This is a genomic window from Mesorhizobium alhagi CCNWXJ12-2 (assembly GCF_000236565.1).
Lineage (GTDB): Bacteria > Pseudomonadota > Alphaproteobacteria > Rhizobiales > Rhizobiaceae > Allomesorhizobium > Allomesorhizobium alhagi.
Window position 1 is genome coordinate 44,388 of the sequence record NZ_AHAM01000038.1, and the last position, 26,504, is coordinate 70,891.

The window sequence follows — 26,504 nt, forward strand, 5'->3', positions numbered from 1 at the left end:
CCCGCGGCCTTCTCATGCAACGTCCAGAACGATCTTGCCGATATGCTCGCCCTCTTCCATCCGCTCATGCGCGCGCCACGCTTCCCGGAGCGGGAAGATCATGTCCATGACCGGAACCACCCGCCGCGCCGCCAGCAACGGCCAGACCTGGGCCTCGAGCGCCGCCGCGAGCTGCCCCTTGAATTCGACGGTGCGCGGCCGGAGCGTCGATCCGGTATGAACGAGCCGCTTGACCATCAGCTTGGCAAAGTCGGCGCTCGCCACTGCCCCGCCCTGCGTGGCGATCTGGACGATTCGGCCCTCGACCGCCGCCGCATTGTAGTTGCGGCCGACATAGTCGCCGCCGACCATGTCGAGGATGACATTGGCGCCGCGCCCGTCCGTCGCCTCCTTCACGGCCGCGACGAAATCCTGCTCGCGGTAATTGACCACGCGGTCGGCTCCGAGCTTCAGACAGGCTTCGCACTTTTCCGCCGAACCGGCGGTGGTGATCACATAGGCGCCGAGGGCCGAGGCGAGCTGGATCGCCGTCGTGCCGATGCCCGACGAGCCGCCATGGACGAGCAGCGTTTCGCCTGCCTTCAGCCCGCCGCGCTCGAACACATTATGCCAGACCGTGAAGAAAGTTTCCGGCAGGGCTGCCGCCTCGGTCAGCGTGAAGCCCTGCGGCACGGGCAGTGCATTGCTCTCATGCACCTTGGCGTATTCGGCGTAGCCACCGCCCGGCGTCAGCGCGCAGACGGCGTCGCCCAAACGCCAGCGCCTGGCGCCTTCTCCGACGGCCACCACTTCGCCGGATACTTCGAGCCCCGGCAGGTCGGACGCGCCAGGCGGTGGTGGATATGCCCCCTTGCGCTGCTGTACGTCGGGACGATTGACGCCGGCGGCGCGCACGCGGATGAGTATCTCGCCTTCGCCGGGCTCCGGCACGTCGCGTTTTTCCGGCTTCAGCACCAGCGGTCCGCCGGGCTGCGAAATCGCCACCGCCGTCATCTTCGCCGGTATCTTGTCTCCATTGGCCATTCTCGGCATCCTTCAAGGCTCGGCCCGCCGCCCGCGGCGATTGCATCGCCGCCCCTCTCTTATGTAGTCTGTCGGCCGATCAGGCAAACTGGAGATGCGGCGATGGCGATCTTCGACGACGAACCGAAAAAACCGGCGAGGCACGAGATCGGTCAGGATCTCTCCCTCCTTTCCGCTTCCGAACTTTCCGAGCGGATCGGCCTGTTGCGAGACGAGATCGTCCGGCTGGAGGCCGAGCTTAAGGCCAAGGGCGCGACCAAGAGCGCCGCGGAAGCGCTTTTCAGCCGCAGATAGTCGCATCACTGCCGCCGGAGCGCCGCAAAGGGCGTTATGTTCGGGCCGCGATTCTCCTTCCACCCGGACCAGCGCATGTTCATGCTCGCCGACTACCGACCGATCCTTTCGCTGTTGCGCGGCACCGCCTTTCTTCTGGCAGCCTCCGGCCTGCATGGCCTGCTTCTGCCGCTTCGAGGCCAGGAGGAAGGGTTTTCGACTGCCGTCCTCGGACTTCTGGGGACGGCCTGGGCCGGCGGCTTTGTCGCTGGCTGCTTCTTTGCGCCCCGTCTCGTCCGCCGCGCCGGCCACGTCCGGGCCTTCGGCGCTTTCGCCGCTTCGGGGGCGATTATCGCCCTAATGACGGGGCTGGTCATCGACGAGTTCGCCTGGATCATCCTGCGTGCCTTTACAGGCTTCACGATGGCCGGCGCTTTCATGGTCATCGAAAGCTGGCTCAACGAGACGTCGACCAACGAGAACCGCGGCACGGTCTTTGGCCTCTACATGATGGTCACATTTGCTTCGATCATGGCCGGACAGATGATCGTTGCGGTGGGGGATGTCAGATCGGCATCGCTGTTCATGGTCACAGGCATATTCTTTTGCCTGTCGCTCATTCCGACCGCCGTCTCGACCGCGGCCAGTCCCAAGCCGCTGCAAGATGTTTCGCTCGATCTGAAAGGACTTTACGCCAATTCGCCGGTCGCCTCGGTCGCTTGCGTGCTGATCGGCGTCGCCAACGGCGCATGGGGCACGCTCGGCGCGGTCTACGGCGCACGCATCGGCATTTCGACGGCCGAGATCGCGCTGATGATGAGCTTGGTGGTCGTCGCCGGCGCCGCCATGCAATTGCCGGTCGGGCGCGCTTCCGACAGGACCGACCGCCGCTTCGTTCTCGCCGCCGCTTCGCTGGGATCGGCCGTGTTCGGGCTATTGGTCTTCGTGGCGACGCCGCGCTCCGGCGTCTTGGTGATCGCGATGACCGCGTGTTACGGCGCGCTCGCCTATACGCTCTATTCGCTGGCCGTCGCCCACGCCAACGACCACGCCAAGCCGGAGGAGTTCGTCAAGGTTTCGGGCGGACTGCTGCTGCTCTACGGCTTCGGGACGATGATCGGTCCGGTGATCGGCGCGTTGCTGATGGGCGCGATGCGGCCGGAAAGCATATTCCTGGCAACCGCGCTCGCCCATTCCGCGCTTGCCGGCTACACCGTGCTTCGCATCGGCCGCCGCGCACCGGTGCCGCTCGAGGAGCGTGAAGCCTTCAAGACGCTGCCTTCCGAGCGCGGCGTCACACCGGAGGCGGTGCGGCTCGACCCGCGCACGCCGGCCGAAGAAGACAGTTGAGATTCGGCGATTATTGCCTCACAAGAAGCAATGATCCCGACCGATGCGTTCATTGCCATTGCGGATCCCAACCGGCGCCATCTCCTGGAGGAGTTGCGCCGCGGACCCAAGACCGTCGGCCAACTGGCCTCCGGCTTGCCGGTTTCGCGGCCCGCCGTCTCACAACATCTGAAGGTCCTGCTCGATGCCGGGCTGGTCAGCGCACGCCCCGAGGGTGCGCGCCGCGTCTATGCCGTCAGCGAACACGGTTTCCTCAAGCTCAATATCTGGCTGGATCAGTTCTGGCAGGCGTGAACGTCCGAGAGAATGGCTTCCCGCCGCAAAAATCAACGCCCTGTCACCCGCACAGGCAGCGCCTGAAATGACAAGGAAATAACCCCGGCGACACGGCGTGCCGCCGGCAAGCTGTCCGCGCTTTATGGGCGCGCTGTCTTCAGACTAATGTTTCGTGGGATTTGCCTTCAGTTTCTCAATCTCGTCCTTGAGCGCCAGCTTGCGCCGCTTCAGAGTCACGATCTCCAGGTCGTCGACGGAAGGATGGGTCATCGCCTGGTCGAGTTCGCGTTCGATATCGCCGTGTTTCCGCTGCAGCTCTTCAAGATGGTTGGCAAGCGACATGATTGGTTCTCCCTTTCATGATTTCCTCGGACGGTACGCGTCACGGGCGCGTCCACCGCTGGGCGCTCCATGACGGTACGATGACAGTGTGCCACCGGACGGTCTGGATGTCGAATGCGCGTTGGTAGGATTTCCTGAATGACCGAAATGTGCTATGGGCTGCGCGCCGGGCGGCATCCGCTTCCGGACCCGCCCTGATTGGCGCAATTCGGGCGCCGGAATTCTACAGACGGTACATGATGTCGGACCAGGAACAGACCGAGATTCGTCTTGAGTTTGCGAAGCTTAAGCAGGAACACGCGGATTTCGACGCTGCGATCAACGCCATGATCGCGACCTCCTGCGATCCGCTGCAGATCCAGCGCATGAAGAAGAAAAAGCTGATCCTGAAGGACAGGCTGTCCAAGCTCGAAGACAAGATAATCCCCGATATCATCGCCTGACCGGCGGCGCGGGGGCTGGCGGCGATCCTTGCGGCATGCCCGGATTTCCGTTATTCGCGGGCTTCATCAGGCCAAGGGATTGAAGTTTGAGCAGCAAGCGCGCCGACGTAGCGATCATCATGGGCAGCCAGTCGGACTGGGCGACCATGTCGCACGCCGCCGACACGCTGGCGGCCCTCGGCGTCTCCCATGAGAAACGCATCGTCTCGGCGCACCGCACGCCGGAGCGCCTCTATGAATTCGCCAGGGGCGCCAAGGCGGCGGGCTTCAAGATCATCATCGCCGGCGCCGGCGGCGCGGCCCACCTGCCCGGCATGACGGCGGCGCTGACGCCGCTGCCGGTGTTCGGCGTGCCCGTCGAATCTAAGGCGCTGTCCGGCCAGGATTCGTTGCTTTCCATCGTCCAGATGCCGGCCGGCATTCCCGTCGGCACGCTCGCCATCGGCAAGGCAGGTGCAATCAATGCGGCGCTGCTGGCCGCTGCCGTATTGGCGCTTGGCGATGACGAACTGGCGGCCCGGCTCGATGCATGGCGCGCCGCGCAGACAGCGAAGGTGGCCGACGCCCCGGCGGACGCGCCGTGATGCAGGCGCTGGCTGCGGGCTCGACCATCGGCATCGTCGGCGGCGGACAACTCGGCCGCATGCTGGCCATGGCCGCCGCCCGTCTCGGCTACCGAGCGGTCATTCTCGAGCCGCAGGCGGACTGCCCGGCGGCGCAGGTAGCCAACAGGCAGATCGTCGGCGCTTATGATGATCGCGCCGCACTCGCCGAACTGGCTGCCGCAAGCGACGTGCTCACATACGAATTCGAGAACGTGCCGGTCGATGCGGCGAAGTTCCTCGCAGAAAGCGTGCCCGTGCACCCGCCGGCGCGCGCTCTCGAGGTCGCCCAGGACCGCCTCGCCGAAAAAACCTTCCTGAACGGCATCGGGATATCCACAGCTGATTTCCGACCTGTGGATAATGACGGCGAGTTGGCGGCCGCGCTGGCGGCATTCGGCGGCAGCGGAATCTTGAAGACCCGCCGCATGGGCTATGACGGCAAGGGCCAGCGCGTCTTCCGCGATTTTTCCGGCAGCATCGCCGGGGCATTCGACGCGATGGGCGGCGTTCCGCTCATCCTGGAATCCTTTGTTGCTTTCGAGCGCGAAATCTCGGTGATCGCCGCGCGCGGGCCAGACGGCGCGCTTGCCGCCTACGATCCGGCCGAGAATGTTCATCGCGGCGGCATTCTCCACAGCTCGACAGTCCCGGCAGCGATCGGCCCGGCGACCGCTAAAGCGGCGACCGATGCGGCTTTCGCTATCCTGGAGGCGCTGGACTATGTCGGCGCAATCGGCGTCGAATTCTTCGTGCTTCCCGGCGGCTCGCTGCTCGTCAACGAGATCGCGCCGCGGGTCCACAATTCCGGCCACTGGACGGAGGCCGCCTGCACAGTCTCGCAGTTCGAGCAGCATATCCGTGCGGTTGCCGCGCTGCCGCTGGGCGATACGCGACGCCATTTTGACTGTGCGATGGAAAATCTGATTGGCGACGATGTGCGGCGCACGGAAGCGCTTCTGGCGGAGCCGGATCTTGTTCTACACCTTTACGGCAAGGCCGAGGCCCGCACCGGCCGCAAGATGGGCCACTTCACACGGCTAAAGCCGAGGGGCATTTAGTTGGCTGCGTCGATTGCTCCGCAGGTGGCAGCGGACAGCTCATGTCGCCCTCTTCGCATCCAAGATTGCCGCGCCGGCGGTTGACATTCCTTGGCCACCTCGTCTATGAGCCTGTCACGAATTCGGGCGCGCCCTTGGGCGCGTCTTTTAGTTAGGCCGACAAGGCCCCATTCGACAGGCAAGACCATGAAGATCAAGAACTCGCTCAAGGCTCTCAAGGGCCGCCATCGCGACAACCAGCTGGTTCGCCGCAAGGGCCGCATCTACATCATCAACAAGACCGCTCCGCGCTACAAGGCCCGCCAGGGCTGATCGCGCCATCACGCGAAATTCAGTTTGACCTTCTGCTGCGCGGGGTTAGATTCCGCGCATGCGGAAGTTTTTTGCATTCCTGCCGGCCATTGCCCTGACATTGACGTTCGCGCCGGCTATCGGCGCTGAAGCGTCGCCCTCTCCTCCCGCCAAGCCTGCCGCCGCAACGACCGAAGGCCGTCTCGAAACGCTGTTCGGCGAGCTGAAGCGCGAGCGCAACGAACGGAAGGCCGAGCGCATCGCTGCCCGGATCCAGCAGGAATGGAGCCGCTCAGGCAGCGCCTCCGTCGATCTGATGATGCAATGGTCGCAAAAGGCCATGGAGGCGCAAAAATTCGATATTGCCCTCGACTTCCTCGACCAGGTGGTGACGCTGTCGCCCACCTATGCGGAAGGCTGGAATCGCCGCGCCACCGTACATTTCATGATGCGCAGCTTCGGCAAGTCGATGGCAGATATCCACCGAACGCTGCAGCTCGAACCGCGCCATTTCGGGGCGCTGGCCGGCCTGGCGCAGATCATGAAGGAGCGCGGCAGCAAGGAGCTGGCGCTCAACGCGTATCAGCGGGTTCTCGACATCTACCCGATGATGCGCAACGCCCAGAACGAGGTCGCGACCCTCTCGGAAGAGCTTGCCGGCGACGGCATTTGATGCGCATCTGCGGGGACGCGCGAAATTTCAAGTTCTCGTTTCTGCTTCCGCTTCCCTCCGGCCGTACATTTCCTGCGTGAACCTGATCTACGCCCTCATCGCATTCCTGCTCGCACTGCTATTGGTGCTTGTCGGCATCACCCGCGTTGGGTCGTGGTTGATCGAGCGTCGCAATCCGGCCATCGGCAGCTTCGCCGAGATCGACGGCGCCCGTCTGCATTATGTCCATGTGCCAGCGCCGGAAAATCCCGACCTCCCCCCGATCGTCTTCATCCATGGCGCTAGCGCCAATCTGAGGGATCAGATGATTCCGCTCCGGCCGCTTCTGGAAGGCCGGGCCGAATTGCTGTTTCTCGACCGGCCCGGCCATGGCTGGTCGGGCCGCGGCCCAGGCAACAACGGGACGCCGGCCGGCCAAGCCGCATCCATAGCCGCATTGATGGACCATCTCGGCATCAGGGACGCGATCATCGTCGGCCACTCCTTCGGTGGGGCGATAACCGCAGCCTTCGGGCTCGAACAGGCGGACAGGACGCGCGGGCTGGTGTTCGTTGCCGCAGCCACCCACCCTTGGCCGGGAGGCAAGACGTCCTGGTACTACAAACTGACGACCGTTCCGGTCCTCGGCTGGCTGTTTTCCGAAACGTTCGCCAATCCGGCGGGCTCGCTGCGCATCGTAGCGGCCGCGACCTGCGTCTTTGCGCCCAATCCTGTGCCGGAAGCCTATCTCGACGAAGCCTCGATCCCGCTGGTGCTGAGGCCGCGCGCCTTCCGTGCCAATGCGATAGATGTCGAAGGGCTCTACCGCCACGCGCTCGCCGCCGCGCCGCGCTACGGCGAGATCACGGCGCCGGCCATCGTGATTTCAGGCGACTACGACACAGTGGTCTATGAGGAACTGCATTCGACCGGCCTTGCCCGTGACATTCCCGGGGCGGAACTGGTCTGGGTGAAGAACCTCGGCCACAAGCCGGACTGGATTGCGCGGGAGCTGGTGGTGGCGGCGATCGAAAAGGCCGCGGGGATGGATCGCGATCTTCCCGTCATTGCCCGGACTGTCGAGGCGCGGATTGCCGGCGACCGCTCCGGCGAAGGCGTCTGCGTCAACGAGAAGGCGCCGACGGCGGAGCCGGAACTGGCGCCGGAGTGAGGGAAGCAGGCAGTAGGCAGTAGGCAGTGGGCAGTGGGCAATAGGTAGGGAGAAGGAATATCTCGGGGAACCTCGAACAATTACTGCCTACTGCCTACTCCCTATTTCCTCACACCCCATGCCCATCCGCGCCCACATAGGCGATGCGCAGCATGTTGGTGGCGCCGGGCGTGCGCAGCGGCACGCCGGCTGTGATGATGACGCGATCGCCGGTACCTGCGAATGTCTCGCCATAAGCGATGCGGCAGGCGCGATCGACCATATCGTCGAGGTCGATAGCGTCGGGCGTGACCACGCAATGCGTGCCCCAGACGAGCGACAGCCGCCGCGCCGTCTCGACCACCGGCGACAGCGCGACGATCGGGACCTGCGGGCGCTCGCGGGCGGCGCGCAATCCGGTCGTGCCGGATGCAGTGTAGGTGACGATCGCCGACAGTTTCAGCGTCTCGGCGATCTGGCGCGCGGCGAGCGAAATCGCGTCGGCGCCGGTGGCTTCCGGCTCCGAGCGCTGCGCGTTGATGATCCCGGCATAAGTCGGATCCTGCTCCACGCGCTCGGCGATGCGGTTCATCGTCGCCACCGCCTCGACCGGATATTCTCCGGCCGCGGATTCGGCCGACAGCATGATCGCGTCGGCGCCCTCGAAGACCGCGGTCGCAACGTCCGACACCTCGGCGCGGGTCGGCACCGGCGCGGCGATCATCGATTCCAGCATCTGCGTGGCAATCACTACCGGTTTGCCGGCACGGCGGCAGGCGCGGGTGATCTGCTTCTGGATGCCGGGCACGGCTTCGAGCGGCATCTCAACCCCGAGATCGCCGCGCGCCACCATGACGGCGTCCGAAAGCTCGATGATCTCAGCCAACCGCGTGACCGCCTGCGGCTTCTCGATCTTGGACATCAGCAACGCCCGGCCACGCGCAATCTTGCGCGCTTCAGCCAGGTCCTCCGGCCGCTGAATGAAAGACAGCGCCACCCAATCGACGCCGGTGGACAGGACTGCGTCGAGATCGGCACGGTCTTTTTCGGTCAGCGCGCCTAGCGGCAGATCGGTGTCGGGAAGGCTGACCCCCTTCCTGTCGGAGATATTGTTGCCGGCAACCACAGTGCTGACGATGGACTTGCCATCGGAGCTGACTGCCTTCAGTTCAAGCCTGCCGTCGTCGATCAGCAGGCGGTCGCCTGCTTCGACCGAGGTAAGGATTTCCGGATGCGGCAGGTGCACGCGCGTCTTGTCGCCCAGCGCCAGATTGTCGTCCAGCGTGAATGCCTGTCCGGCCTCGAGCGCGACTTTGCCTCCGGTGAACTTGCCGACCCTGAGCTTAGGCCCCTGGAGATCGGCCAATATGCCGATTGGGCGGCCGAGTGCGGTCTCGACCGCGCGGATGCGCCCGACCAGCGTCCGCATCAGGGCGTGGTCGGTGTGGCTCATGTTGATGCGAAAAACGTCGGCGCCGGCTTCGAAGAGTTTTCTGATCATTTCCTCCGAGGAGGAAGCGGGACCTAGCGTGGCGAGTATCTTGACCTTGCGGCTGCGTCTCATTGAGGAGGTGTTCCCGTGACGGCTGCGGCGCCGTCCGTTGCGGGCTCGTCGGTCAGCTGGACCATCCAGCTTGCCTGCTCGCCCGTGTCGTATTCCTGGAAGCCGGCTCGCTGGAAGCCGCGTGCGACGCAATCGTTGACGCCGGCGATCTTGAACTCTTTTTCGGCCACGCACATGTTGATCGGGCCGTCCCAGCGCCCGCCGCGCTCGGCGTCTTCGGCGTAGAGATAGTAGAATCGCGAAGACAGCGGACCTTCGATCAGCGTCTTGCAGGTCGAGCCTTCAATATGCCACCAGCCCTCGGTCACCCAGCCGGCCTTGGCGCGGTAGCCGATGCCGACGCCGACCAGGCTTTGGGTCGCGTTGCAGACGCGGAAATCGGCGAGCGCCGCAGTGGCTGAAAAGAGCGGGAAACACACCGAAAGCGCCAGCACAGCCAGGGCGGAGCGAATCCGCATACCACCGGCCAGTACCATTCCCAAACTCCTCGATTGCTCGGCAAACATGTATCGATGCCCCTTTTCGGAAATGTCCGGGCGCATGTCAACGCGCGCAGCAGCGCCTATCCAATCGATTTAGAAAGTGCCACGCCGCACCGCATTCCGCCCATGTCCGATTTCGCCCAAAAAGATTGGCGAAACAACGGCGTTGCACGCCGCAAGCCTTCGTGAAAAGACAGGGCAAATCCCCTCCTGTTCAAAAATCGCTCTCCGGGACATTCCAGCCGATGACGAGATCAGCACTTTTTGCCCCGTTCGAGGTCGTTGAAGGCGACCGCAAGCTCGGCCTGGTGCTGCTGGCCGATCATGCGCGACGCGACCTGCCCGAGGAATATGCCGGTCTGGGGCTCCCGGCGGAAGAATTCCAGCGCCACATCGCTTACGACATCGGCGTCGAGACTGTCACGCGAAAGCTGGCAGTACTCACCGGCGCGCCCGCGGTGATGGCCAATTTCTCGCGGCTCCTGATCGATCCCAATCGCGGCGAGGACGATCCGACGCTGATTCGCCAGCTCTATGACGGCACGGTCGTGCCGGGAAACTATCCGATGTCAGCCGACGAGCGCGAAAGGCGGCTTGAGCGCTACTACCGGCCCTATCACGACGCCGTCGGCTCGGTCGTGGCATCGGTCGCGCGGGAATCCGGCGCGGCGCCGTTCATCTTGTCCGTCCATTCCTTCACACCCATCATGCAGAACCATGTGCGCCCGTGGCAGGTAGGCGTGCTGTGGGACATGGATCATCGCGCGGCCTGGCCGCTGATCGAAATGCTGGCTGCGGACAAGACCATGACGGTCGGCGACAACGAGCCCTATGACGGCGCTCTGCGCGGCGACACAATGTTCAGGCACGCCATCGTCAACGGCTACGCGCATGCGCTGATCGAGATCCGCCAGGATCTGATCGCCGACGAGGCCGGCGCCGAAGACTGGGCGGTAAGGCTGGCGCCGATCATTGACGCAATCAACGCCCGCCCCGATATACATGAAGTCAAGCAATTCGGCTCGCGCACCGGGCCCGTGTGAGGAGCAAGCGATGACTGGACTGAGCCAAGAGCAGAAGCGTGATTTCGAGGCGGCGGCATTCCGCACGCTGGTGGAGCACCTGCGGACACGCAGCGACGTGCAGAACATAGACCTGATGAACCTTGCCGGTTTCTGCCGCAACTGCCTGTCCAACTGGTACCGCGACGCGGCAAACGCCGCCGGTGTCGACATGTCCAAGGACGAATCGCGCGAGATCATCTACGGCATGCCCTATGCCGACTGGCAGGCGCTGCACCAGACCGAAGCTCCCGAGGCCAAAAAGGCCGAGTTCGAAGCCCGGCGTCCGAAGGACCATTGAGGTCTTCTTCCCAGTGACAGGCTTTATCGGCAGGGGCGTGCGCGTTTACCTCAGCCCGCCCCTCATTCAGCCTCCCTTCGCAAGCTCAGGATCCGTCCTCTTCTTCCCCTGAGGCTCCGTTGCGCGGCAACAGGCTCTCAAGGATAGAAGGGAGACGCAAATCAAGTCTGCGCCGCCCGGTCGCTGGATTCTCCGCCGCGCTCCATGGTGCGGTAGAAATCGGTGAGTGTCTTGCCGCGCTCGGGCTTGAAGGTGCGGTCAGCGGCGGCGACGGTCGCGATCCGGTCGATGCGGAAGGCGCGGAAATCGTTGCGCATCTCGCACCACGCGACAAGTGTCCAGACCTTGCCCCAGAACCACAGGCCGAGCGGACGCACGTCGCGCACCGAGCTGCGCGCGGCTTCGTCGCGGTAGTCGAGCGTCAGCACCTGACGCTTTTCGACGGCGCGCTCGATCAGGTCGATGTTTACGCGGTCGGCGTCGCTGACTACCCACATCGGCGTATGGATTTCAGTGCGCGCAATGCGGTCTTTCTCCGCGTCGGGCAGGACCGCGCCGATCTTGACCAGGGCCTCGTCGGCTGCCCGCGCCATCGCCGCCCCGCCGAAGGCCCGGACCATGCGGGCGCCGGCGACCAGCGCCACTATCTCATCACGTGTGAACATCAGCGGTGGAAGGTCGAAACCCTCTCTCATAATGTAACCGACGCCGGCTTCGCCATCGATCGGGACGCCGGTCGACTGGAGATCGGCGATGTCCCGGTAGATCGTGCGTTCCGAAACCTCGAGCCACTGGCCGAGTTTCTGCGCGGTGACGAGCCGGCCGCCGCGAAAATGCTGGACGATCTGGAACAGTCTGTCTGCGCGCCGCATCGTCTGCCCTGCCAATATCCTGTCTGTTATCTATCGCTCTACTGCACAAACAAGCCGAAACTGTTGCCATCCGGGTCGAGGCAGTATGCGAAACGCCCGGCGGGAATCTCGATGACCGGCGAAACGACCTGCCCGCCATTCTTGGTCACGCGTTCCATCGCCGCCTCGATCGGCGCAGCCACGGAAAGATGGATGGTCGGGCCCGTTCCCGCAACCGCCGGCTTGCCGGGATAGAGGTGACCGGCGACCGAATCCTGGTCCCTGGCGACGAACATTCCCATCGGATTCGGGCCATCCTCGTTCAGCGAAAGTTCGTTCTGCAGAACGGCGCCGTAGAATGAGCGGGCGCGCTCCATGTCGGTTGTCGGGATCTCGAACCAGACCGCGGCGTGAGCAGGTACATGGGCGTTCATATGTATTCTCCCTCTATCGGTCCGATCACCATCGCACGCTGCTCCTGACAGCATATTGTCAGGAGGCTTGTGCCGGCGCGCCGGCAAATTCCCTGGCAAAGAGCGTCTTCATTTCGGCGAGCTGCCCTTCCTGCTCCGGATAGAGCGCCTTCATGAATGCAAGCGCGAAGGTGCCCGGCGCGGAGCCGGGGGCGGATACAATCCTGCCATCGGCGACCGCGTGCGGTACGTCCTGGTAATTCCCCGAGCCGGCGTAGGCGGGTTCGTGCATCAGGATCCAGTCGCGACCATTGCTGGTGTGCCTGGCGGCTTCGAACAGGCCGGAGCGGGCGAGCGCCAGCGTGCCTGCGCAAATGCCGCCGACGACGCCGCCGCGCGCCGCCACGGCCTTCAACAGGGGTGAGGGATCGGGATGTGCGTTGGAAGCCCAATGGTCTGATCCGATGACGGCAATGGCGTCGAGATCGGCGTTTTCCGCAATATCGAAGCCACGATCCGGCGTCAGATGGAAGCCGCTCATCGATTTTCTGGGTGCACCGTCAGGCGAGAGCGAAACGGCGCGCCCCCCGAACCACTCGACGGCGGAGGCCGACAGGAGGCCGTACTCCCAGTCCGCGAACCCATCGATGAAGATGAACCCTATGGTTTTTGAAGCCGGCATCGGGTGATCTCCCTTGTTTTGGACCTCCGGCATGGCGATCGCCTCGCCGGAGGTCATTCAGCTTCCGATCGCGCGCTCAGTAACGCCTTGCGCGCCTTTCGGGATAGGAGTCCGGCCAGCCGATGTCCTTGCGAATCGAGGCCGGCAGCGAGTTGAGGAGCCTTTCGGTGCGAACCTCCTCGCGCATCGACTGAACCTTGCCCGTATAATACCTGATGGTGCGGAAGATGTTTGGCGTGAAGCTGTTCATGGCGGTGCCTCCTTGTTTGATGGAGACACTATCGCACACCCCTCCTGACAGCAGTCTGTCAGGAGCAGCGACGCCAGATCAGGTTTCCGGAGCCTCGACCGTGTAGTTCAGCGGCAACCGCCCGCCATCGGCGTAAATCGTCTGTCCGGTGATGTAGCTTGCGTCCTCCGAAGCAAGGAAAGCGGCGATGGCGGCGATTTCCGCCGGCTCGCCGATTCGGCCGAGCGGCGTGCGCGAGAGCAAGCGCTTCGTGGCCGCCGGATCGGAATTGGTGGCGGCCAGCATATCGGTCATGATCGAGCCCGGGCCGATCGCATTCACCCTTATGCCGTAAGGGGCCAGCGACAGCGCCATGGCCTTGGTGAGCTGGTTCACGCCGCCTTTCGAGACCGAATAGGCGAGCTGTTCGGCAATGGCGAAGACCGCATTGACCGAAGACATATTGACGATCGATCCGGCCGCGCCGCCGGCCTTGACCTTGTCGACCATGTAGCGGGCGACCGCCTGGCCGGCGAGGAAGGAACCTTTCAGATTGACGCGCAGCACGCGGTCGAAATCGGCCTCCTTGAGGTCGAGAAAATCCGCGCCGTGGACGATCGCCGCGTTGTTGACGAGGACGTCGATGTCACCAAAGGCATCAATGGTCGCCGCCACGAGATTGTGGATGTCGAGCCGCTTGCCGATGTCGGTCTTGACGAATTGCACCTCGCCGAGCTTGGCGAGATCACGCTCCGCCTTCTCGCCCTTTTCCTGGTCGATGTCGGCCACCATCACCTTGCAGCCGTCGCGAAGAAAACGCTGCGCGATGGCGAAGCCGATCCCTCCGCCTCCGCCCGTTACGATCGCAGTCTTGCCGTCGAGCGCCATATCTTTCTCTCCTGCTCGCCGCCCTTATAGCGGGCGGGGCAGGCGTCGGACAGTGGCGGCCGACAGGGGGCCGCCGTCAGATGCCGCTGCCTTCCTGCTCGGTGGGCTTCTGGGTCAGCGTTGCGATGAAGCGTTTGGTGCGCTGGCGCTCGGGATTGGTGAAAATGTCGCGCGCTAGGCCTTTTTCGACAACCACGCCGGCGTCGAGGAAGATCGCTTCCTGGGCGATTGTGGAGGCGAGGCGGAGATCGTGTGTGGCGATGACCATCGTGGTGCCTTCGCGCGCGAGCTGGGCGAGCACCTCCACCACCTCGCCCGACAGTTCGGGATCGAGCGCCGAGGTCGGCTCGTCGCAAAGCAGCACCTTGGGCGAGGGCGCGAGCGCGCGGGCGATCGCCACGCGCTGCTGCTGGCCGCCCGACAGCGTCGCCGGCCAGGCTTCCGCCTTGTGCGCCAGCCCGACCTTTTCGAGCAGTTCGCGCGCCCGCTGCAAGGCCCGCTCCCTCGGCCATTTCAGCACCGTCGTCAGCGCCTCCGAGACGTTGTCGATGGCGGTGCGGTGGGGGAAAAGCTGGAAGTTCTGGAAGACCATGCCGGTTTGCCGGCGCAGCCGCTGGATGGCGGCCCAGCCGACCTTGTCGCCTGGATGGAAATCGATGGCGTCGTCGCCGATCCGGACGCGGCCCGAAGTCGGGATCTCCAGAAGGTTGATGCAGCGCAGCAGCGTCGACTTGCCGCCGCCCGATGGGCCGACCAGCGCAGTGACGCTGCCTTCCGCGAAGGTGACGGTGACGTCGTTCAGCACGGTGTGGTCGCCGAACTTCTTCTCGATGTGCGACAGCTCTATCACGAGCGCGCCTCCATGAAGCCGCCATAGCGGGCGAGCCGCGTCTCGAGCCGCGCCTGCAGCGCCGAAAGCACCGAGCTGATGGCGAGATAGATGAGCGCCGCCTGCACGTAGAGGATCAGCGGCTCGTAGGTGGTTGCGACGATGCGCTGGGCCGCCTGGAACAGCTCAGGTACGGTGATTGCGGCTGCAAGCGAGGTGTCCTTGATCAGCGAGATGAAGGTGTTCGACAGCGGCGGGACGGCGACGCGGGCTGCCTGCGGCAGGATGGTGCGGCGCATAGTCTGGCCCCAGGACATGCCGATCGAGAAGGACGCCTCCCACTGCCCCTTGGCGACCGACGAGATCGCCGCGCGGATGATCTCGGAAGTGTAGGCGCCGACGTTGAGAGTGAAGCCGATCAGCGCGGCCGGAAAGGCGTCGAGCACTATGCCGATCGAAGGCAGGCCGTAGAAGATGAGGAAGAGCTGAACGAGCAGCGGCGTGCCGCGGATGATCCAGACATAGAAGCGGACCACCGCCGCCAGCGGCCTTGGCCCGAACAGGCGGATAAGCGCCGAGACTAGTCCGAGGCTGAGGCCGAGCGCGAAGGACAGCAGCGTCAGCGGTATGGTGAAAACGAGACCGGCCCACAGAAGCGGGCCGAGCGAATCGAGCATCAATTGCAGCCAGTACGGCACCGGAAACTCCCGTCAAACGGTCGGATCGTGTTTAACGGGTCGAAGGCACGGGCCGCAAGGCGCGGCCCGCCGCCTCCGGCCGGCTTACTGCGAAACGTCCTGGCCGAAATACTTCTCGGCAATCTTCCGGTACGTGCCGTCGGCCTTCATCTCTTTGAGGGCGTCGTTGATCGCGGCGACGAGTTCGGGGTCGCCCTTGCGGACGATGACGCCGGAATAGGCCGCCTCGTCCTCGGTCGCGGCGATCTTCACCGGCGCGTTGGGCTGCTTCTTCTTGAAATCGAGGAAGGAAAGGCTGTCATTGATGGTGGCGTCGGCGCGGCCTTGCACGACGAGTGCGATCGACTGGTCGAAGCCGTCAGTGCCGATGAGCTCGGCGCCTGCCTGTTCCGCCATCTTGCCGTAGTTGCTGGTCAGCGACTGTGCCGCCCTCTTGCCGGAGAGGTCGGCGAAGCCCTTGATCTCGGCATTGTCCTCGCGAACGATCAGCGCGGCCTTGGAGGCGATGTACGGATCGGAGAAATCGTATTTCGCCTTGCGCTCCTCGGTGATGCCGACCTGGTTGATGACGGCGTCGTAGCGGTTGGCGTCGAGGCCGGCGATGAGGCCGTCCCATTTGCCTTCGAGGAATTCAGCTTTCACGCCGAGCCGCTTGGCAATCTCCTGGCCAATCTCCACGTCGAAGCCGACCAGCTTGCCGCTCGCGTCGTGATAGGTGAACGGGGCGTAGGTGCCTTCAGTGCCGATCTTGAAGACGCCGGCGGCCTTGATGGCGTCGAGATTCGCGCCGGCGTTGCCGGGCAGGATAGCGAGCGCCTGGATGGCGCCTGCGACGATGAGCGATTTGAGCCAGTTCATATGCGTTTTCCGTATTCTTGCGGGGGGATTCTTCGCCGCTGGGGATGACGCTGCAATCTAGGACAGCGGCGGCTGCGAACAAGGCCGGGGCTTCGAGGAGTTCCGCCGGTTGTGGAACGCCGTTCTCAGGACCGGCTGGTCAGCGGAATAAAATTGCAGGTTGCGATGGCGCTCGCTACCGCGCCGCCAGCTTCGCCTTCAGCCGCTCGACATCCGCAGGCGTCCAGCCGTGGACGCCGGTCACTTCCATCCAGGCGTCGACATGGTGTTCGGGCGCATAGACATGGCCGTATCCCATGGGCGTGGTCGTGCCCATCGCCATGTCGAGCGCGAGCTGCAGGAAGGTGACCACCGGATACCAGCGCAGTTCCGGCGAAACGTCGGGTCCGCGCGGCGCTTTCATCCAGTCGGGCTCGCGGTAGAGCGAGTGATAGTCGAAGAAGGTGATCGGGTCGCTGGCGTATTGCAGATAGACGATGCGCAGCGGGCCCCACTTTGCGCCCGGAATATCGAGGGCGTTTTTCTGGCTGGTGAAGCGGACGAAGGAGCCGTCGCGGAAGCGGGGCAGCCATTCCGGCGTGCCCGGATTGCGGCGATTGGTGATCGAGCGCCAGCCGCTGCTCTGGAACGGCGGGCCGCTCCAAAGCGCGCCATGGTAGGGATCGCCGAGCACCTCGAACAGTTCGGTCGACAGTTCCGAACTCAGAGCGCCGAGGCTGAGGCCGTAGAGATAAAGCCGAGGGCGCGTGTCCTTGGGAAGAGTGGTCCAGTAGCCGTAGACCTCCGAGAACAGGGCGCGAGCGGCCTCGCCGCCATAGCCGGGTTCCACCAGCAGCGAAAGCCAGCTTGCGAGGTAGGAGTACTGGATGGCGACGCTGGCTATGTCGCCGCCGTGCAGATATTCCACCGGGCCCATGGCCGCCGGGTCGATCCAGCCGGTGCCGGTCGGCATGACGACAAGAAGCACGGAACGCTCGAACCCACCGGCGCGCTTCAGCTCCTCCAGCGCTAGCTTCGCCCGCTCCTGCGGGGTTTCGGCCGATTGCAGGCCAACATAGACGCGGACCGGCTCCATCGCATCCCGGCCGAGGAAAGCGCTCATCTCGGCGCGGGTCGGTCCGGTCACGACGAATTCGCGCCCACGCCTGCCGAGTTCGTCCCAGCGAACCAACGATGCCGCGCTGCCGGTCTTGGTCGGGTCCGACGGCTGCTGTGTCGTGGGCTCCAGGAGGGCGTCGAGCTGCTCGAACGAGCTGTCGGCAGCGCGCAGCGCATATTGGAACAGGATGCCGTTGGCGATCGACCAGAACAGCAGTACCGCAATGGCGCTCCCGATGATGTAGGAAACGCGCCTTGGCACGAATTTGTTGAGCTTCTCGGATATGAAGATGAGCGTCAGCTGGAACAGCCGCGCCAGCGCAATCACGACGACGAAAGTGGCGAGCGCGATCAGGCCGACCTCGAACGGGCGGGCACTGTCGACCGGCTCGAGCCCCATCACCTCGCGGATCGAATTCTGCCATCCGGTTGCCCGCCACAGGAAGACGATTCCGATAACGGCGCTGGCGAGTGCGGCGACGAGTTTGGTGTTTTGCCGGATGGGGGCTTTGGGCTCCGGCAACTCCATATATCGCCAAAGCCAGTGCAGGAACACGCCGATGCCGTATCCGACGGCCAGGCTGCATCCAGAGAGCACGCCTTGCGTCAGATAATTGCGCGGGACGAGCATCGGTGTGAGCGAGGCGGCAAAAAACAGCGTTCCAAGCAGCAGCCCGATGGTCGAGAAGGACAGCCAGAACCTGACGATCCAGTTCCGTACCATGGGATTGCCTCACGCCGCTGTCCAGCTATCCCGAGCAATTTGCAGCGTGTGATATGCCGGCGCAATACGAAAAGGCCCCGGGTAGTTGCATAGGCGAGGCGCTATCCCCCGATGCCTCTCGTCTTCAGCGCCTCTCCGATCTCGTCGAGAATCGCCGGATCGTCGATGGTGGCGGGCATGGTCCAGGGCTCGCCGTCGGCGATCTTCTGCATGGTCGCCCGCAGGATCTTGCCCGAGCGGGTCTTGGGCAGCCGCTTGATGATCACCACCGTCTTGAACGCCGCAACCGGGCCGATGCGCTCGCGCACCAGCACCACAGCTTCCTTCTCGACCGCCCCCGCATCGCGCGCGACTCCGGAATTGAGTACGACGAAGCCGCAGGGAACCTGGCCCTTCATGGCGTCGGCTATGCCCACCACCGCGCATTCGGCGACGTCGGGATGCTCGGCCAGCACCTCCTCCATCGCGCCGGTCGACAGCCGGTGGCCGGCGACATTGATGATGTCGTCCGTCCGCGCCATGATGAAGAGGTAGCCGTCGCCGTCAATGTAGCCGGCGTCGGCGGTCTTGTAGAAGCCGGGGAACTCCGCGAGATAGGCGTCGTGGAAGCGCCGGTCGGCGTTCCACAGCGTCGGCAGGCAGCCGGGCGGCAGCGGCAGTTTTATCACCACATTGCCCAGCGTGCCGGCGGTCACCGGATGGCCAGCGTCGTCCAGGATGCGCACATCATAGCCGGGCATCGGCACGCCGGGGGAGCCGTATTTGACTGGGAGCCGGCCGAGCCCGACCGGATTCTGGCTGATCGGCCCGCCGGTCTCGGTCTGCCACCAATGGTCGATCACCGGCACGGAAAGTTTCTGCTCTGCCCATTTGACCGTCTCGGGGTCGGCGCGCTCGCCGGCGAGAAACAGCGTGCGGAAGCGCGACAGATCGTAGTTCGGCACGAACTCGCCCTTCGGATCCTGGCCCTTGATGGCGCGAAAGGCGGTCGGCGCGGTGAACAGGGCCACCACGCCGTGCTCGGATATGACGCGCCAGAAGGCACCGGCGTCGGGCGTGCCGACCGGCTTGCCTTCGTAGAGGATCGTCGTGCATCCATGCAGCAGCGGCGCATAGACAATGTAGGAGTGGCCGACCACCCAGCCGACATCGGATGCCGCCCAGAACACCTCGCCCGGTTTGACGCCGAACTCGTTTTCCATCGACCATTTCAGCGCGACCATGTGGCCGCCATTGTCGCGCACCACGCCCTTGGGCTGGCCTGTCGTGCCGGAAGTGTAGAGAATGTAGAGCGGGTCGGTGGCGAGGACCGGAACACAGGGCACTTTTCGCGCCGCAGCCCTGGCCGCGGCTACGCTTTCCGCATAGTCGGTGTCGCGGCCGGGCGTCAGTTCGCAGGTCTGCTGCGGACGCTGCAGGATGATGCAGCCTTCCGGCTTGTGGCGCGCAAATTCGATCGCCTTGTCGAGCAGCGGCTTGTAATCGATGACCCGGCCCGGCTCGATGCCGCACGACGCAGAGACGATGAGCTTCGGCTTGGCGTCGTCGATGCGGGTCGCCAACTCCTTGGCGGCAAAGCCGCCGAAGACGACGGAGTGGATCGCGCCGATACGGGCGCAGGCGAGCATGGCGAACACCGCTTCGGGCACCATCGGCATGTAGATGATGACGCGGTCGCCTTTTTCGACGCCGCGGTCCCTGAGCACGGCGGCCAGCGCGACCACTTCCGCTTTGAGTTCGGCGTAGGTGAATTTTCTGCGCTCGCTCGTATAAGCGCTGTCGTGAATGAGCGCGAGTTGCTCGGCCCTTGCTCCGTCGGCATGGCGGTCGACGGCGTTGTGGCAGGTGTTGCACTCGGCGCCCGGGAACCAACGCCCGTACGGGCCGGAATTCGGATCGAAGACCGCGTCCCACGGCTTGAACCAGTCGATCTCGCGCGCGGCTTCAGCCCAAAAGCCTTCGGGGTCGCGTTTCCAGCTTTCGTAAACTTCGTGATAGCGCGAAGCCATTCCGCCGCCCTCCCATGCGCCGTTCCGGATCGCATCAGTTCTAGCCAATCGGAGCGGCATGCGTCCATCTGACTAATGGGCTAGCCGGAGCTTTGACAGAGTGCGCCGTTCCTGTTCAAAGGCTGCATGTCCAAGGCTCTGTCGCTCGTCATCGTCGCCATGATGATAATCCAGATCATCAAACCGCTCGGCCTGCCGGGCCTGCGGCACAGGCGCGATTTCTGGAAGCTGGCGGTTATCGCGCTGGGGGCGATCTCGCTGACGGTCCTTCTAAGCCACGGGCAGAGCTGAATCGTCAACTTCGCCGAGCACGAGGTCGGCCAGATGCTCGGCCCAGGCGCGGTAGCCCGCTTCCGAGGCGTGGAAGCCATCAGTCGAAAACCCAAGCTGAGGGTCGAGGATCGGAAGGCGCGCCGCCGGCACCGCGCCGCGCTCCAGGCACAGGCGCTCGCCCATGCGGTTGATCGCGCCAGCCCGGATTTCCAGGATGCGCCCGAGCAGCGGCGGCAACGCCGGGACGCGGGTGAACTCCACCACCGGCGACCACACGACGCGGGCCTCCGGCCATTTGGCACGGAGCGCGTAGAGAAGACCGCCGAACTCCTTCTTGAAGCGCGGCACGGAATGGAAGTTCTTGGTGTCGTTGGTGCCGATGGACAGCACGATATGCGTCCAGGGCTCGGCGGAAAGATTGGGCAGCACATGATCGCGAACCTGCCCGGACGTCGCCGAATTGAAGCCCGCCGCGCGCCAGCGGACGGCGCGGGCCGTCCGGCGCGACAGGATCAGCGCGAGCTGGGCGGCAAGGCCGTTTTCGGAATGGCCGATGCCGACCGAGGCGGCAGACGAATCGCCGAGCACCAGTAGCGAGATCGCAGGCTCGTCGCCCGGAATGGCATGCAGCACGGGGCCCTTGGCCGGGTACATGCGCTCGGTGCGCCGGCGCACACCGAGGCCCTGCCAGACATAGACCGGAAAGGCGAGCCAGGTGAGGAGAGTGGCGAGCCGCGACATTGGCGCTGTCGTTCCCCTTGAGCCGAAGCAGGGTACCCTTCAGCCGGCGCGGGATGCTTCGAAAATGCTGTCGATCGCCGAAGCCAGCGCGGCGTTGAATTGCTGATCGCTCTGGTCCGCCGACAGCCCCTCGGTCAATGCGCGCGAAAAGCTCGCGATCATGCCCTTGTTCTGCGCGAGCTTTTTATTCGCGTCGTCGCGGGAATAGCCACCGGAGAGCGCGACCACGCGCATGACGCGAGGATCGTCGATCAGGGGCTTGTAGAGGTTCGCTTTCGTCGGCAGCGTCAGCTTCAGCATGATCTGCTTGCCGGCCGGCACGCTGTCGAGGTGCTTGCGGATTTCGGCGAGGAGGATGTCCTCCGCTTCCGCCTTGTCCGGGATCGAAATCGTGACCTCCGGCTCGATGATCGGGATGAGGCCGTGCGCCAGGATCTGCTTTCCGATTTCGAACTGCTGATCAACGACAGCGGCGATGCCTTTCGGGTTCGCCGCATCGATCACCGACCGCATCTTGGTGCCAAATACTCCCTTCGCGACGGCGCGTTTCAGGAGCGCGTCGAGATCCGGCATGGGCTTCATCAGCTTGACGCCGTCCTTCGCGTCCGCCAGCCCCTTGTCGACCTTCAGGAACGGCACCACGTGGCGCTTTTCCCAGAGATATTGCGCCGTCGGCGTGCCGTCGATATCGCGATCCATAGTCTGCTCGAACAGGATCGCGCCCATGACCTTGTCGCCGGTAAAGGCGGGAGATTTTATGATCCGCGTGCGCATCTGGTGAACGAGGTCGAACATCTCAGCTTCATTCGACCAGGCGCTTTCATCAACGCCGTAGAGCTTGAGCGCTTTCGGCGTAGAGCCACCGGACTGATCGAGCGCTGCAATAAATCCGTCCTTGTTTGCAGCCTGCGCGGCCATTTCCTTGTTCATCTCATCACTCTCCTGATTGTCTGCCCGGGCGATTATCAGAAGATTTTTTGCGATGGAATGCCAGCAAAAACCTGAATCGATTGAAAGATATCACTTGCGGTGTGGAAGTGTTTCATCTCGCCCCGAGAAGAAGCTGAATGCATTCGGGGCACTCCGACCCGTCTGACTATTAACCGCATTGTGCGACACCAAGCGGTCCACCTGGCTGCAAAGTGCTCTACCCCTTGAGCACATTCACTCCCGGCAAATCCTTGCCTTCCATCCATTCGAGAAACGCGCCGCCGGCGGTGGAAACATAGGTGAAATCGTCGGCCGAGCCGGCATGGTTGAGCGCCGAGACCGTATCACCTCCGCCGGCCACGGAAATCAGCTTGCCCTCGCGGGTGCGCTCTGCTGCGTGCTTGGCTGCGGCAACGGTCGCGGCATCGAAGGGCTCGATCTCGAACGCGCCGAGCGGTCCGTTCCAGACCAGCGTGGCCGCGCGGTCGATCCACTGATTCACAGCCTCGACGGTTTTCGGGCCGACATCGAGGATCATGGCGTCATCGGGCACAGCGCTGATCGCTACCGTCTCGTTTGCCGCGCCGGCCTTGAACTCGCGGGCGACGACCCCGTCGGAAGGCAGGATGATGGCGCAGCCGGCGCTCGCGGCCTCGATCATGATCTGGCGCGCCGTCGAAGCCAGATCGTGTTCGCAGAGCGATTTGCCGACGCTTTCGCCGCGGGCCGCGAGGAAGGTGTTGGCCATGCCGCCGCCGATAACCAGTGCATCGACCTTCTTCACCAGGTTCATCAGTAGGTCGAGCTTGCTCGAAACCTTGGCGCCGCCGACGATGGCGACCACCGGGCGGACGGGGTTGCCGAGGCCCTTCTCCAGCGCCTGCAACTCCGCCTCCATCGTGCGCCCCGCAAAGGCTGGCAGCAGATGAGCGAGGCCCTCGGTCGAGGCGTGCGCCCGGTGCGCCGCCGAGAAGGCGTCGTTGACATATAGGTCGCCGTTGGCGGCAAGCGCCTTGGTGAAGTCGGGGTCGTTCTTCTCCTCGCCCTTGTGGAAGCGGGTGTTTTCCAGGAGCAGGATGTCGCCGTCCTTCATCGCGGAAACCGCTTTCGACGCCTCGGGGCCGATGCAATCGGCGGCGAAGGCGACCGGCCGGCCGATCATCGCCGATACGGCGTTCGCTACCGGGTCGAGCGAGAAGACCGGGTCGGGGCCATCCTTCGGCCGGCCGAAATGCGCCAGCAGGATGACCTTGGCGCCCTTGTCGGATAGTTCGGTGAGGGTGGGCATGATCCGCTCGATGCGGGTGAAGTCGCTGATCTTGCCGTCTGCGACGGGCACGTTCAAATCGAGGCGGACGAGTACGCGCTTGCCCTTGATATCGCCAATGTCGTCGAGCGTCCTGAAACCGGCCATTGCGCCACCCTTTTTACTGAAATTTGCCGCAGCCTATCGTGCCGAACGGCGGATGCAATGAGTTCAATGGCCGCGGCTGTTGTAGGAATCGGGAGTCTCGGCATCGGCGGCGGGAGCCGACGTAGCGCCGCGTTTCTTCAGCCGGGCGAAAAGCCCGCGCAACCACTCACCGATTTCGCTGGCGCTCAGGAACGCCGGAATCGGCGGCGGCGACGCTGCCGGCTCAAGCGACACGCCCACCGAGACAATGCGGCTCTTCTCGTCGACCTCGCGCACGATCAGTTCGATCGGGCCGATGGTGACGCGGTCGGCATATTCGGCATGTCCGCCGAGCCGGGCAAGGATCAACTGGCCGATGGTCATGGCGGTTTCGGCTTCCGTCAGGCCTGTCTCATAAGCGGCTTCGAGGTCAGCAGCCGGGCGGGTTGGGTCCACGGCGAACGCTCCGAAGAATTCGGTGTCCTCCGGGTCGACCTCGGTCCGGCTGGCGAACAGCCGGTCGAGCAGGCGCGGATAGCGGTCGGGCACGAAGATGTAGACGTGATCGCCTTCGATCAGCCGGCCGGCATCCTGGAATTTTATCGAACGGCCTTCGCGCACCACCAGCGACGGCCGCGCCCAGCGGGGAATACGCTGGCCGCGCGCCACCGGGCTGCCCGGCACGATCGTATAGGCGAGGAGTTCGTGATGGGCGGAGCCGGGCAGCTCCAGCTCCACCTTTTCCAGCGGACCGAGCCGCGCAGGAATGATCAACCCCAGGCGGCGGGCCAGCGGGCCGACAGTCCAGCCTTGGATCAGCAGCGAGACCAGCACCACGATGAAGGCGATGTTGAAGATCTCGCGGCCGTTCTCCAGCCCGCCGAGTATCGGTGTGATGGCGAGCAGGATCGACACTGCGCCGCGCAGGCCAACCCAGGAAATGAACGCCGTCTCCTGGCGCGGCATGTTGAAGGGCAGCAGGCAGAACCAGACCGCCAGCGGGCGGGCGACGAAGATCAGGAACAGGCCGAGTACGAAGGCAATCGCCAGAATCTCCGGAAATTGCGACGGTGTAGCAAACAGGCCGAGCACCAGGAACATGATGATCTGGGCCAGCCAGGACATACCAGCCTGAAAGCGCCTCAGCACCGAAACCGCCCTGATGTCGGAATTTCCGGCCACCAGCCCGGCCAGATAGACCGCAAGAAAGCCCGACCCGTGGATGGCGCCGGCGGCGGCGAACACTATCAGCGACAGCGTCAAGACAAAGATCGGCAGCAGCGCCTGATCGAGGTTGAGGCGTTCGACCAGACGTACGATCAGGAAGCCGCCGATCAGTCCCGCGGCCGCCCCGAGCCCCATATGCGTGATGAAGCCGACGGCGAGGTCGATGAACAGGAGTTCGGCGCTGGGATCGGCGCCCGCGGCTATAATCTCGACCAGGGTAATGGTCAGGAATATGGCGATCGGGTCGTTGGTGCCGGATTCGATTTCGAGTGTCGAGCGGACGCGCTCACGCAGATTGATATTGCCGGCGCGCAGCAGGAAAAACACCGCGGCAGCGTCGGTCGAGGCGACGGCTGCTCCCAGCAGGAAGCTTTCCAGCCAGGTGAAATCGGTCATATAGAAGGCGACGACGCCGAATATGCCGGCCGTCAACAGCACGCCGATTGTCGCGAGCGATAGGGCCGGCAGCGCTGCCTGGCGGAGCACGTTGAGCGGAGTGCCGAAGCCCGAATCGAACAGGATGACAGCCAGCGCCAGAGAGCCGACGAAATAGGCGAACTGCGCGTTGTCGAACTGGATCCCGAGGCCGTCGATGCCCGAAGCCAAGCCGATGCCGAGGAAGAGCAGAAGCAGCGGCGCGCCGAATCGGAAGGCGATCAGGCTCGAAAACGCGGCGGCCAGCACAAGGGCAGCGCCGACCAGCGTAACGAGATAGATCGACTGCTCCATTTAGCCCCTTCCCCTCTGCGTATTCTCCTGCTTAACGCAGAGTGAGGCGAAGGCAAGGCGATGCACAATAAGCTGGTGTCATTGCCGCGCGTTGCCGCCGAACTTGCCGTATGCGGGCATGGGATCTGCCGCGGGGGTGATGAAGGAAGCGCAAGCCTCTTCCGGAACCCCGCCGAGGACCAGTTCCTTGAAGAGAGCGTCCGCGTCGGCGGCCGTCATTCCCCTCCGGCGTTCGAGCCACCACCGTAAAGTCGTGTTGACCGTAGAGACAATGTGCAGGATGACGAGGTCACGCGGAAGTCGGACATTTCCTTCCGACGGCATGGATGCACGCAGGACACTCGCCAGCACCTCGTCGATGGCGTCCCGCAGGAGCGCTCCGCCGCGCCCTCTGGCCAGTGCGGACTGCACGTCCGCAAAGTCTGCGACATGTTCGAACAGCGCGCGGCTGGGACTCCATTCAGAATTCCAGTGGAAGGGCGCGTCCGACCGCCTGCCCTGGACGGCCGTCAGCAGATCCCGAAGCCGTTCGAGACTGCGCGCTTGAGAAGGTCGTCCTTCGACGTGAAATGCGCGTAGAAGGTTGCCCTGCCGACATTCGCCTCCTCCAATATGTCCTGCACGGTGATGAGATCGTAGTCCTTGCGGCGGATGAGGGCGACAAGCGCGTCATAGAGCGCCGTGCGGGTTCGGGCGACTCTTCGATCCACAGCCATTCCGGTGCGCTCCGCGCTTTTCCGAACAACCGCTGCTGGAGAGTCCGGTTCTGGATTTCCGCTGCCGCGTTGTTCGCAAATTCTCGAACACGATGTTCGGTAGCGTGTTAGGCCGCCGCTGTCCAGCGAAGGAGGAAGCCACCATGATAGAGTTGGCGATGAAGCTATCGAGCCGCAGCCTGCAATGGCGTGCAGGCGGCGCCGCGCTCCTGCTCTTGGTACTGACGGCGGTCCATCACGCCTACGGAGCTTACGCATTCTCCACGCCTTGGCGGCTACATATCGTCTATATTGCGGCGCCAGTGGCGGCGGCCATTGCGGCTGCGCTGTATCTCGGGTCTCGCC

The 26,504-nt window shown here is 64.1% G+C and carries 33 protein-coding genes; 13 read left to right on the forward strand and 20 right to left on the reverse strand.

Going from position 1 to position 26,504, the window contains the following annotated elements:
* Window positions 1-12: 12 nt before the first annotated feature.
* Window positions 13-1,023 carry an NAD(P)H-quinone oxidoreductase gene (locus tag MAXJ12_RS05775; protein WP_008834849.1) on the reverse strand — a complete coding sequence of 337 codons (1,011 nt, stop codon included), beginning with the start codon at window positions 1,021-1,023 and terminating at the stop codon, window positions 13-15.
* A 102-nt stretch (window positions 1,024-1,125) separates the two neighbouring features.
* On the opposite strand from MAXJ12_RS05775, the gene MAXJ12_RS05780 reads away from it, so the two are divergent.
* The 3 genes from MAXJ12_RS05780 to MAXJ12_RS05790 all read left to right on the forward strand — a co-directional run bounded on the left by MAXJ12_RS05780 (window position 1,126) and on the right by MAXJ12_RS05790 (window position 2,940).
* Window positions 1,126-1,317 carry a DUF1192 family protein gene (locus MAXJ12_RS05780; RefSeq protein WP_008834850.1) on the forward strand — a complete coding sequence of 64 codons (192 nt, stop codon included), beginning with the start codon at window positions 1,126-1,128 and terminating at the stop codon, window positions 1,315-1,317.
* An 81-nt stretch (window positions 1,318-1,398) separates the two neighbouring features.
* Complete coding sequence (locus tag MAXJ12_RS05785; RefSeq protein ID WP_040585049.1) at window positions 1,399-2,646, forward strand: MFS transporter; 1,248 nt, start codon at window positions 1,399-1,401, stop codon at window positions 2,644-2,646.
* 30 nt (window positions 2,647-2,676) lie between these two features.
* Entirely contained in the window at window positions 2,677-2,940 is a 264-nt protein-coding gene (locus tag MAXJ12_RS05790) for an ArsR/SmtB family transcription factor (RefSeq protein ID WP_008834852.1), read from the forward strand.
* Between the two features lie 144 nt (window positions 2,941-3,084).
* Here the strand turns inward: MAXJ12_RS05790 and MAXJ12_RS05795 are convergent, their stop codons facing one another.
* Window positions 3,085-3,264: a YdcH family protein gene (locus MAXJ12_RS05795; protein WP_008834853.1), complete on the reverse strand. Its 180-nt coding sequence runs from the start codon at window positions 3,262-3,264 to the stop codon at window positions 3,085-3,087.
* Between the two features lie 239 nt (window positions 3,265-3,503).
* On the opposite strand from MAXJ12_RS05795, the gene MAXJ12_RS05800 reads away from it, so the two are divergent.
* The 6 genes from MAXJ12_RS05800 to MAXJ12_RS05825 all read left to right on the forward strand — a co-directional run bounded on the left by MAXJ12_RS05800 (window position 3,504) and on the right by MAXJ12_RS05825 (window position 7,484).
* Window positions 3,504-3,707 carry a YdcH family protein gene (locus MAXJ12_RS05800; RefSeq protein ID WP_008834854.1) on the forward strand — a complete coding sequence of 68 codons (204 nt, stop codon included), beginning with the start codon at window positions 3,504-3,506 and terminating at the stop codon, window positions 3,705-3,707.
* An 86-nt stretch (window positions 3,708-3,793) separates the two neighbouring features.
* Window positions 3,794-4,291: a 5-(carboxyamino)imidazole ribonucleotide mutase gene (purE, locus tag MAXJ12_RS05805; protein WP_008834855.1), complete on the forward strand. Its 498-nt coding sequence runs from the start codon at window positions 3,794-3,796 to the stop codon at window positions 4,289-4,291.
* A complete protein-coding gene (locus MAXJ12_RS05810) occupies window positions 4,237-5,370 on the forward strand; it encodes a 5-(carboxyamino)imidazole ribonucleotide synthase (protein ID WP_008834856.1) in 1,134 nt (377 codons plus the stop codon). Before purE ends, MAXJ12_RS05810 begins: the two co-directional genes overlap by 55 nt.
* Window positions 5,371-5,556: 186 nt before the next feature.
* Window positions 5,557-5,682 carry a type B 50S ribosomal protein L36 gene (gene ykgO, locus MAXJ12_RS05815; RefSeq protein WP_008834857.1) on the forward strand — a complete coding sequence of 42 codons (126 nt, stop codon included), beginning with the start codon at window positions 5,557-5,559 and terminating at the stop codon, window positions 5,680-5,682.
* A gap of 58 nt (window positions 5,683-5,740) precedes the next feature.
* A complete protein-coding gene (locus tag MAXJ12_RS05820; RefSeq protein WP_008834858.1) occupies window positions 5,741-6,334 on the forward strand; it encodes a tetratricopeptide repeat protein in 594 nt (197 codons plus the stop codon).
* A gap of 76 nt (window positions 6,335-6,410) precedes the next feature.
* Window positions 6,411-7,484 carry an alpha/beta fold hydrolase gene (locus MAXJ12_RS05825; RefSeq protein WP_040585053.1) on the forward strand — a complete coding sequence of 358 codons (1,074 nt, stop codon included), beginning with the start codon at window positions 6,411-6,413 and terminating at the stop codon, window positions 7,482-7,484.
* A gap of 109 nt (window positions 7,485-7,593) precedes the next feature.
* Here MAXJ12_RS05825 and pyk read toward each other — a convergent pair whose 3' ends face one another.
* Entirely contained in the window at window positions 7,594-9,027 is a 1,434-nt protein-coding gene (gene pyk / locus MAXJ12_RS05830; RefSeq protein WP_008834860.1) for a pyruvate kinase, read from the reverse strand.
* Window positions 9,024-9,569 (reverse strand): DUF1036 domain-containing protein, encoded by a 546-nt coding sequence (locus MAXJ12_RS05835; protein WP_420492366.1) that lies wholly within the window; start codon window positions 9,567-9,569, stop codon window positions 9,024-9,026. Before MAXJ12_RS05835 ends, pyk begins: the two co-directional genes overlap by 4 nt.
* 185 nt (window positions 9,570-9,754) lie before the next feature.
* On the opposite strand from MAXJ12_RS05835, the gene MAXJ12_RS05840 reads away from it, so the two are divergent.
* Both MAXJ12_RS05840 and MAXJ12_RS05845 read left to right on the forward strand, forming a co-directional pair.
* The gene (locus tag MAXJ12_RS05840; protein ID WP_008834863.1) at window positions 9,755-10,552 is read left to right on the forward strand and encodes an N-formylglutamate amidohydrolase; all 798 of its coding nucleotides are present in this window, start codon (window positions 9,755-9,757) and stop codon (window positions 10,550-10,552) included.
* A 10-nt stretch (window positions 10,553-10,562) separates the two neighbouring features.
* The gene (locus MAXJ12_RS05845) at window positions 10,563-10,871 is read left to right on the forward strand and encodes a DUF1244 domain-containing protein (protein WP_008834864.1); all 309 of its coding nucleotides are present in this window, start codon (window positions 10,563-10,565) and stop codon (window positions 10,869-10,871) included.
* A 161-nt stretch (window positions 10,872-11,032) separates the two neighbouring features.
* On the opposite strand, the gene MAXJ12_RS05850 is transcribed toward MAXJ12_RS05845, so the two are convergent.
* From MAXJ12_RS05850 to MAXJ12_RS05890, 10 genes are all read right to left on the reverse strand, one after another.
* Complete coding sequence (locus tag MAXJ12_RS05850) at window positions 11,033-11,743, reverse strand: helix-turn-helix transcriptional regulator (protein ID WP_008834865.1); 711 nt, start codon at window positions 11,741-11,743, stop codon at window positions 11,033-11,035.
* Between the two features lie 38 nt (window positions 11,744-11,781).
* Window positions 11,782-12,156 (reverse strand): VOC family protein, encoded by a 375-nt coding sequence (locus MAXJ12_RS05855; RefSeq protein WP_008834866.1) that lies wholly within the window; start codon window positions 12,154-12,156, stop codon window positions 11,782-11,784.
* A gap of 58 nt (window positions 12,157-12,214) precedes the next feature.
* Entirely contained in the window at window positions 12,215-12,817 is a 603-nt protein-coding gene (locus MAXJ12_RS05860; RefSeq protein ID WP_040585056.1) for a DJ-1/PfpI family protein, read from the reverse strand.
* 76 nt (window positions 12,818-12,893) lie between these two features.
* Window positions 12,894-13,067 (reverse strand): hypothetical protein, encoded by a 174-nt coding sequence (locus tag MAXJ12_RS38165; protein WP_008834868.1) that lies wholly within the window; start codon window positions 13,065-13,067, stop codon window positions 12,894-12,896.
* Between the two features lie 78 nt (window positions 13,068-13,145).
* Window positions 13,146-13,934: an SDR family NAD(P)-dependent oxidoreductase gene (locus MAXJ12_RS05865; protein WP_008834869.1), complete on the reverse strand. Its 789-nt coding sequence runs from the start codon at window positions 13,932-13,934 to the stop codon at window positions 13,146-13,148.
* 76 nt (window positions 13,935-14,010) lie between these two features.
* Window positions 14,011-14,784, reverse strand: a complete 774-nt coding sequence (locus MAXJ12_RS05870) for an amino acid ABC transporter ATP-binding protein (protein ID WP_008834870.1) — start codon at window positions 14,782-14,784, stop codon at window positions 14,011-14,013.
* Window positions 14,781-15,461, reverse strand: a complete 681-nt coding sequence (locus MAXJ12_RS05875) for an amino acid ABC transporter permease (protein ID WP_008834871.1) — start codon at window positions 15,459-15,461, stop codon at window positions 14,781-14,783. Before MAXJ12_RS05875 ends, MAXJ12_RS05870 begins: the two co-directional genes overlap by 4 nt.
* 84 nt (window positions 15,462-15,545) lie before the next feature.
* On the reverse strand, window positions 15,546-16,319 hold the full coding sequence (locus MAXJ12_RS05880; protein WP_008834872.1) for an amino acid ABC transporter substrate-binding protein: 774 nt from the start codon (window positions 16,317-16,319) through the stop codon (window positions 15,546-15,548).
* Window positions 16,320-16,494: 175 nt separating this feature from the next.
* Complete coding sequence (locus MAXJ12_RS05885) at window positions 16,495-18,141, reverse strand: alpha/beta hydrolase (RefSeq protein ID WP_008834873.1); 1,647 nt, start codon at window positions 18,139-18,141, stop codon at window positions 16,495-16,497.
* A 101-nt stretch (window positions 18,142-18,242) separates the two neighbouring features.
* Window positions 18,243-20,150 (reverse strand): propionyl-CoA synthetase, encoded by a 1,908-nt coding sequence (locus MAXJ12_RS05890; protein WP_008834874.1) that lies wholly within the window; start codon window positions 20,148-20,150, stop codon window positions 18,243-18,245.
* Window positions 20,151-20,276: 126 nt separating this feature from the next.
* On the opposite strand from MAXJ12_RS05890, the gene MAXJ12_RS38170 reads away from it, so the two are divergent.
* Window positions 20,277-20,441 carry a hypothetical protein gene (locus MAXJ12_RS38170; RefSeq protein ID WP_008834875.1) on the forward strand — a complete coding sequence of 55 codons (165 nt, stop codon included), beginning with the start codon at window positions 20,277-20,279 and terminating at the stop codon, window positions 20,439-20,441.
* Here the strand turns inward: MAXJ12_RS38170 and MAXJ12_RS05895 are convergent.
* The 6 genes from MAXJ12_RS05895 to MAXJ12_RS05915 all read right to left on the reverse strand — a co-directional run bounded on the left by MAXJ12_RS05895 (window position 20,421) and on the right by MAXJ12_RS05915 (window position 26,159).
* Entirely contained in the window at window positions 20,421-21,164 is a 744-nt protein-coding gene (locus tag MAXJ12_RS05895) for an SGNH/GDSL hydrolase family protein (protein WP_008834876.1), read from the reverse strand. The two genes, MAXJ12_RS38170 and MAXJ12_RS05895, sit on opposite strands and share 21 nt — an antisense overlap.
* Before the next feature lie 39 nt (window positions 21,165-21,203).
* Complete coding sequence (locus MAXJ12_RS05900; protein ID WP_008834877.1) at window positions 21,204-22,094, reverse strand: fructose bisphosphate aldolase; 891 nt, start codon at window positions 22,092-22,094, stop codon at window positions 21,204-21,206.
* Window positions 22,095-22,311: 217 nt separating this feature from the next.
* A complete protein-coding gene (locus MAXJ12_RS05905) occupies window positions 22,312-23,508 on the reverse strand; it encodes a phosphoglycerate kinase (protein ID WP_008834878.1) in 1,197 nt (398 codons plus the stop codon).
* Between the two features lie 63 nt (window positions 23,509-23,571).
* A complete protein-coding gene (locus MAXJ12_RS05910; RefSeq protein ID WP_008834879.1) occupies window positions 23,572-25,443 on the reverse strand; it encodes a potassium/proton antiporter in 1,872 nt (623 codons plus the stop codon).
* Window positions 25,444-25,521: 78 nt separating this feature from the next.
* Window positions 25,522-25,854: a hypothetical protein gene (locus tag MAXJ12_RS36560; protein WP_139043801.1), complete on the reverse strand. Its 333-nt coding sequence runs from the start codon at window positions 25,852-25,854 to the stop codon at window positions 25,522-25,524.
* 98 nt (window positions 25,855-25,952) lie between these two features.
* On the reverse strand, window positions 25,953-26,159 hold the full coding sequence (locus MAXJ12_RS05915) for a TetR/AcrR family transcriptional regulator (RefSeq protein ID WP_008834881.1): 207 nt from the start codon (window positions 26,157-26,159) through the stop codon (window positions 25,953-25,955).
* A 143-nt stretch (window positions 26,160-26,302) separates the two neighbouring features.
* On the opposite strand from MAXJ12_RS05915, the gene MAXJ12_RS05920 reads away from it, so the two are divergent.
* Window positions 26,303-26,504 (forward strand): hypothetical protein (locus tag MAXJ12_RS05920; protein ID WP_008834882.1); only part of this gene is annotated, 202 nt, incomplete at its 3' end.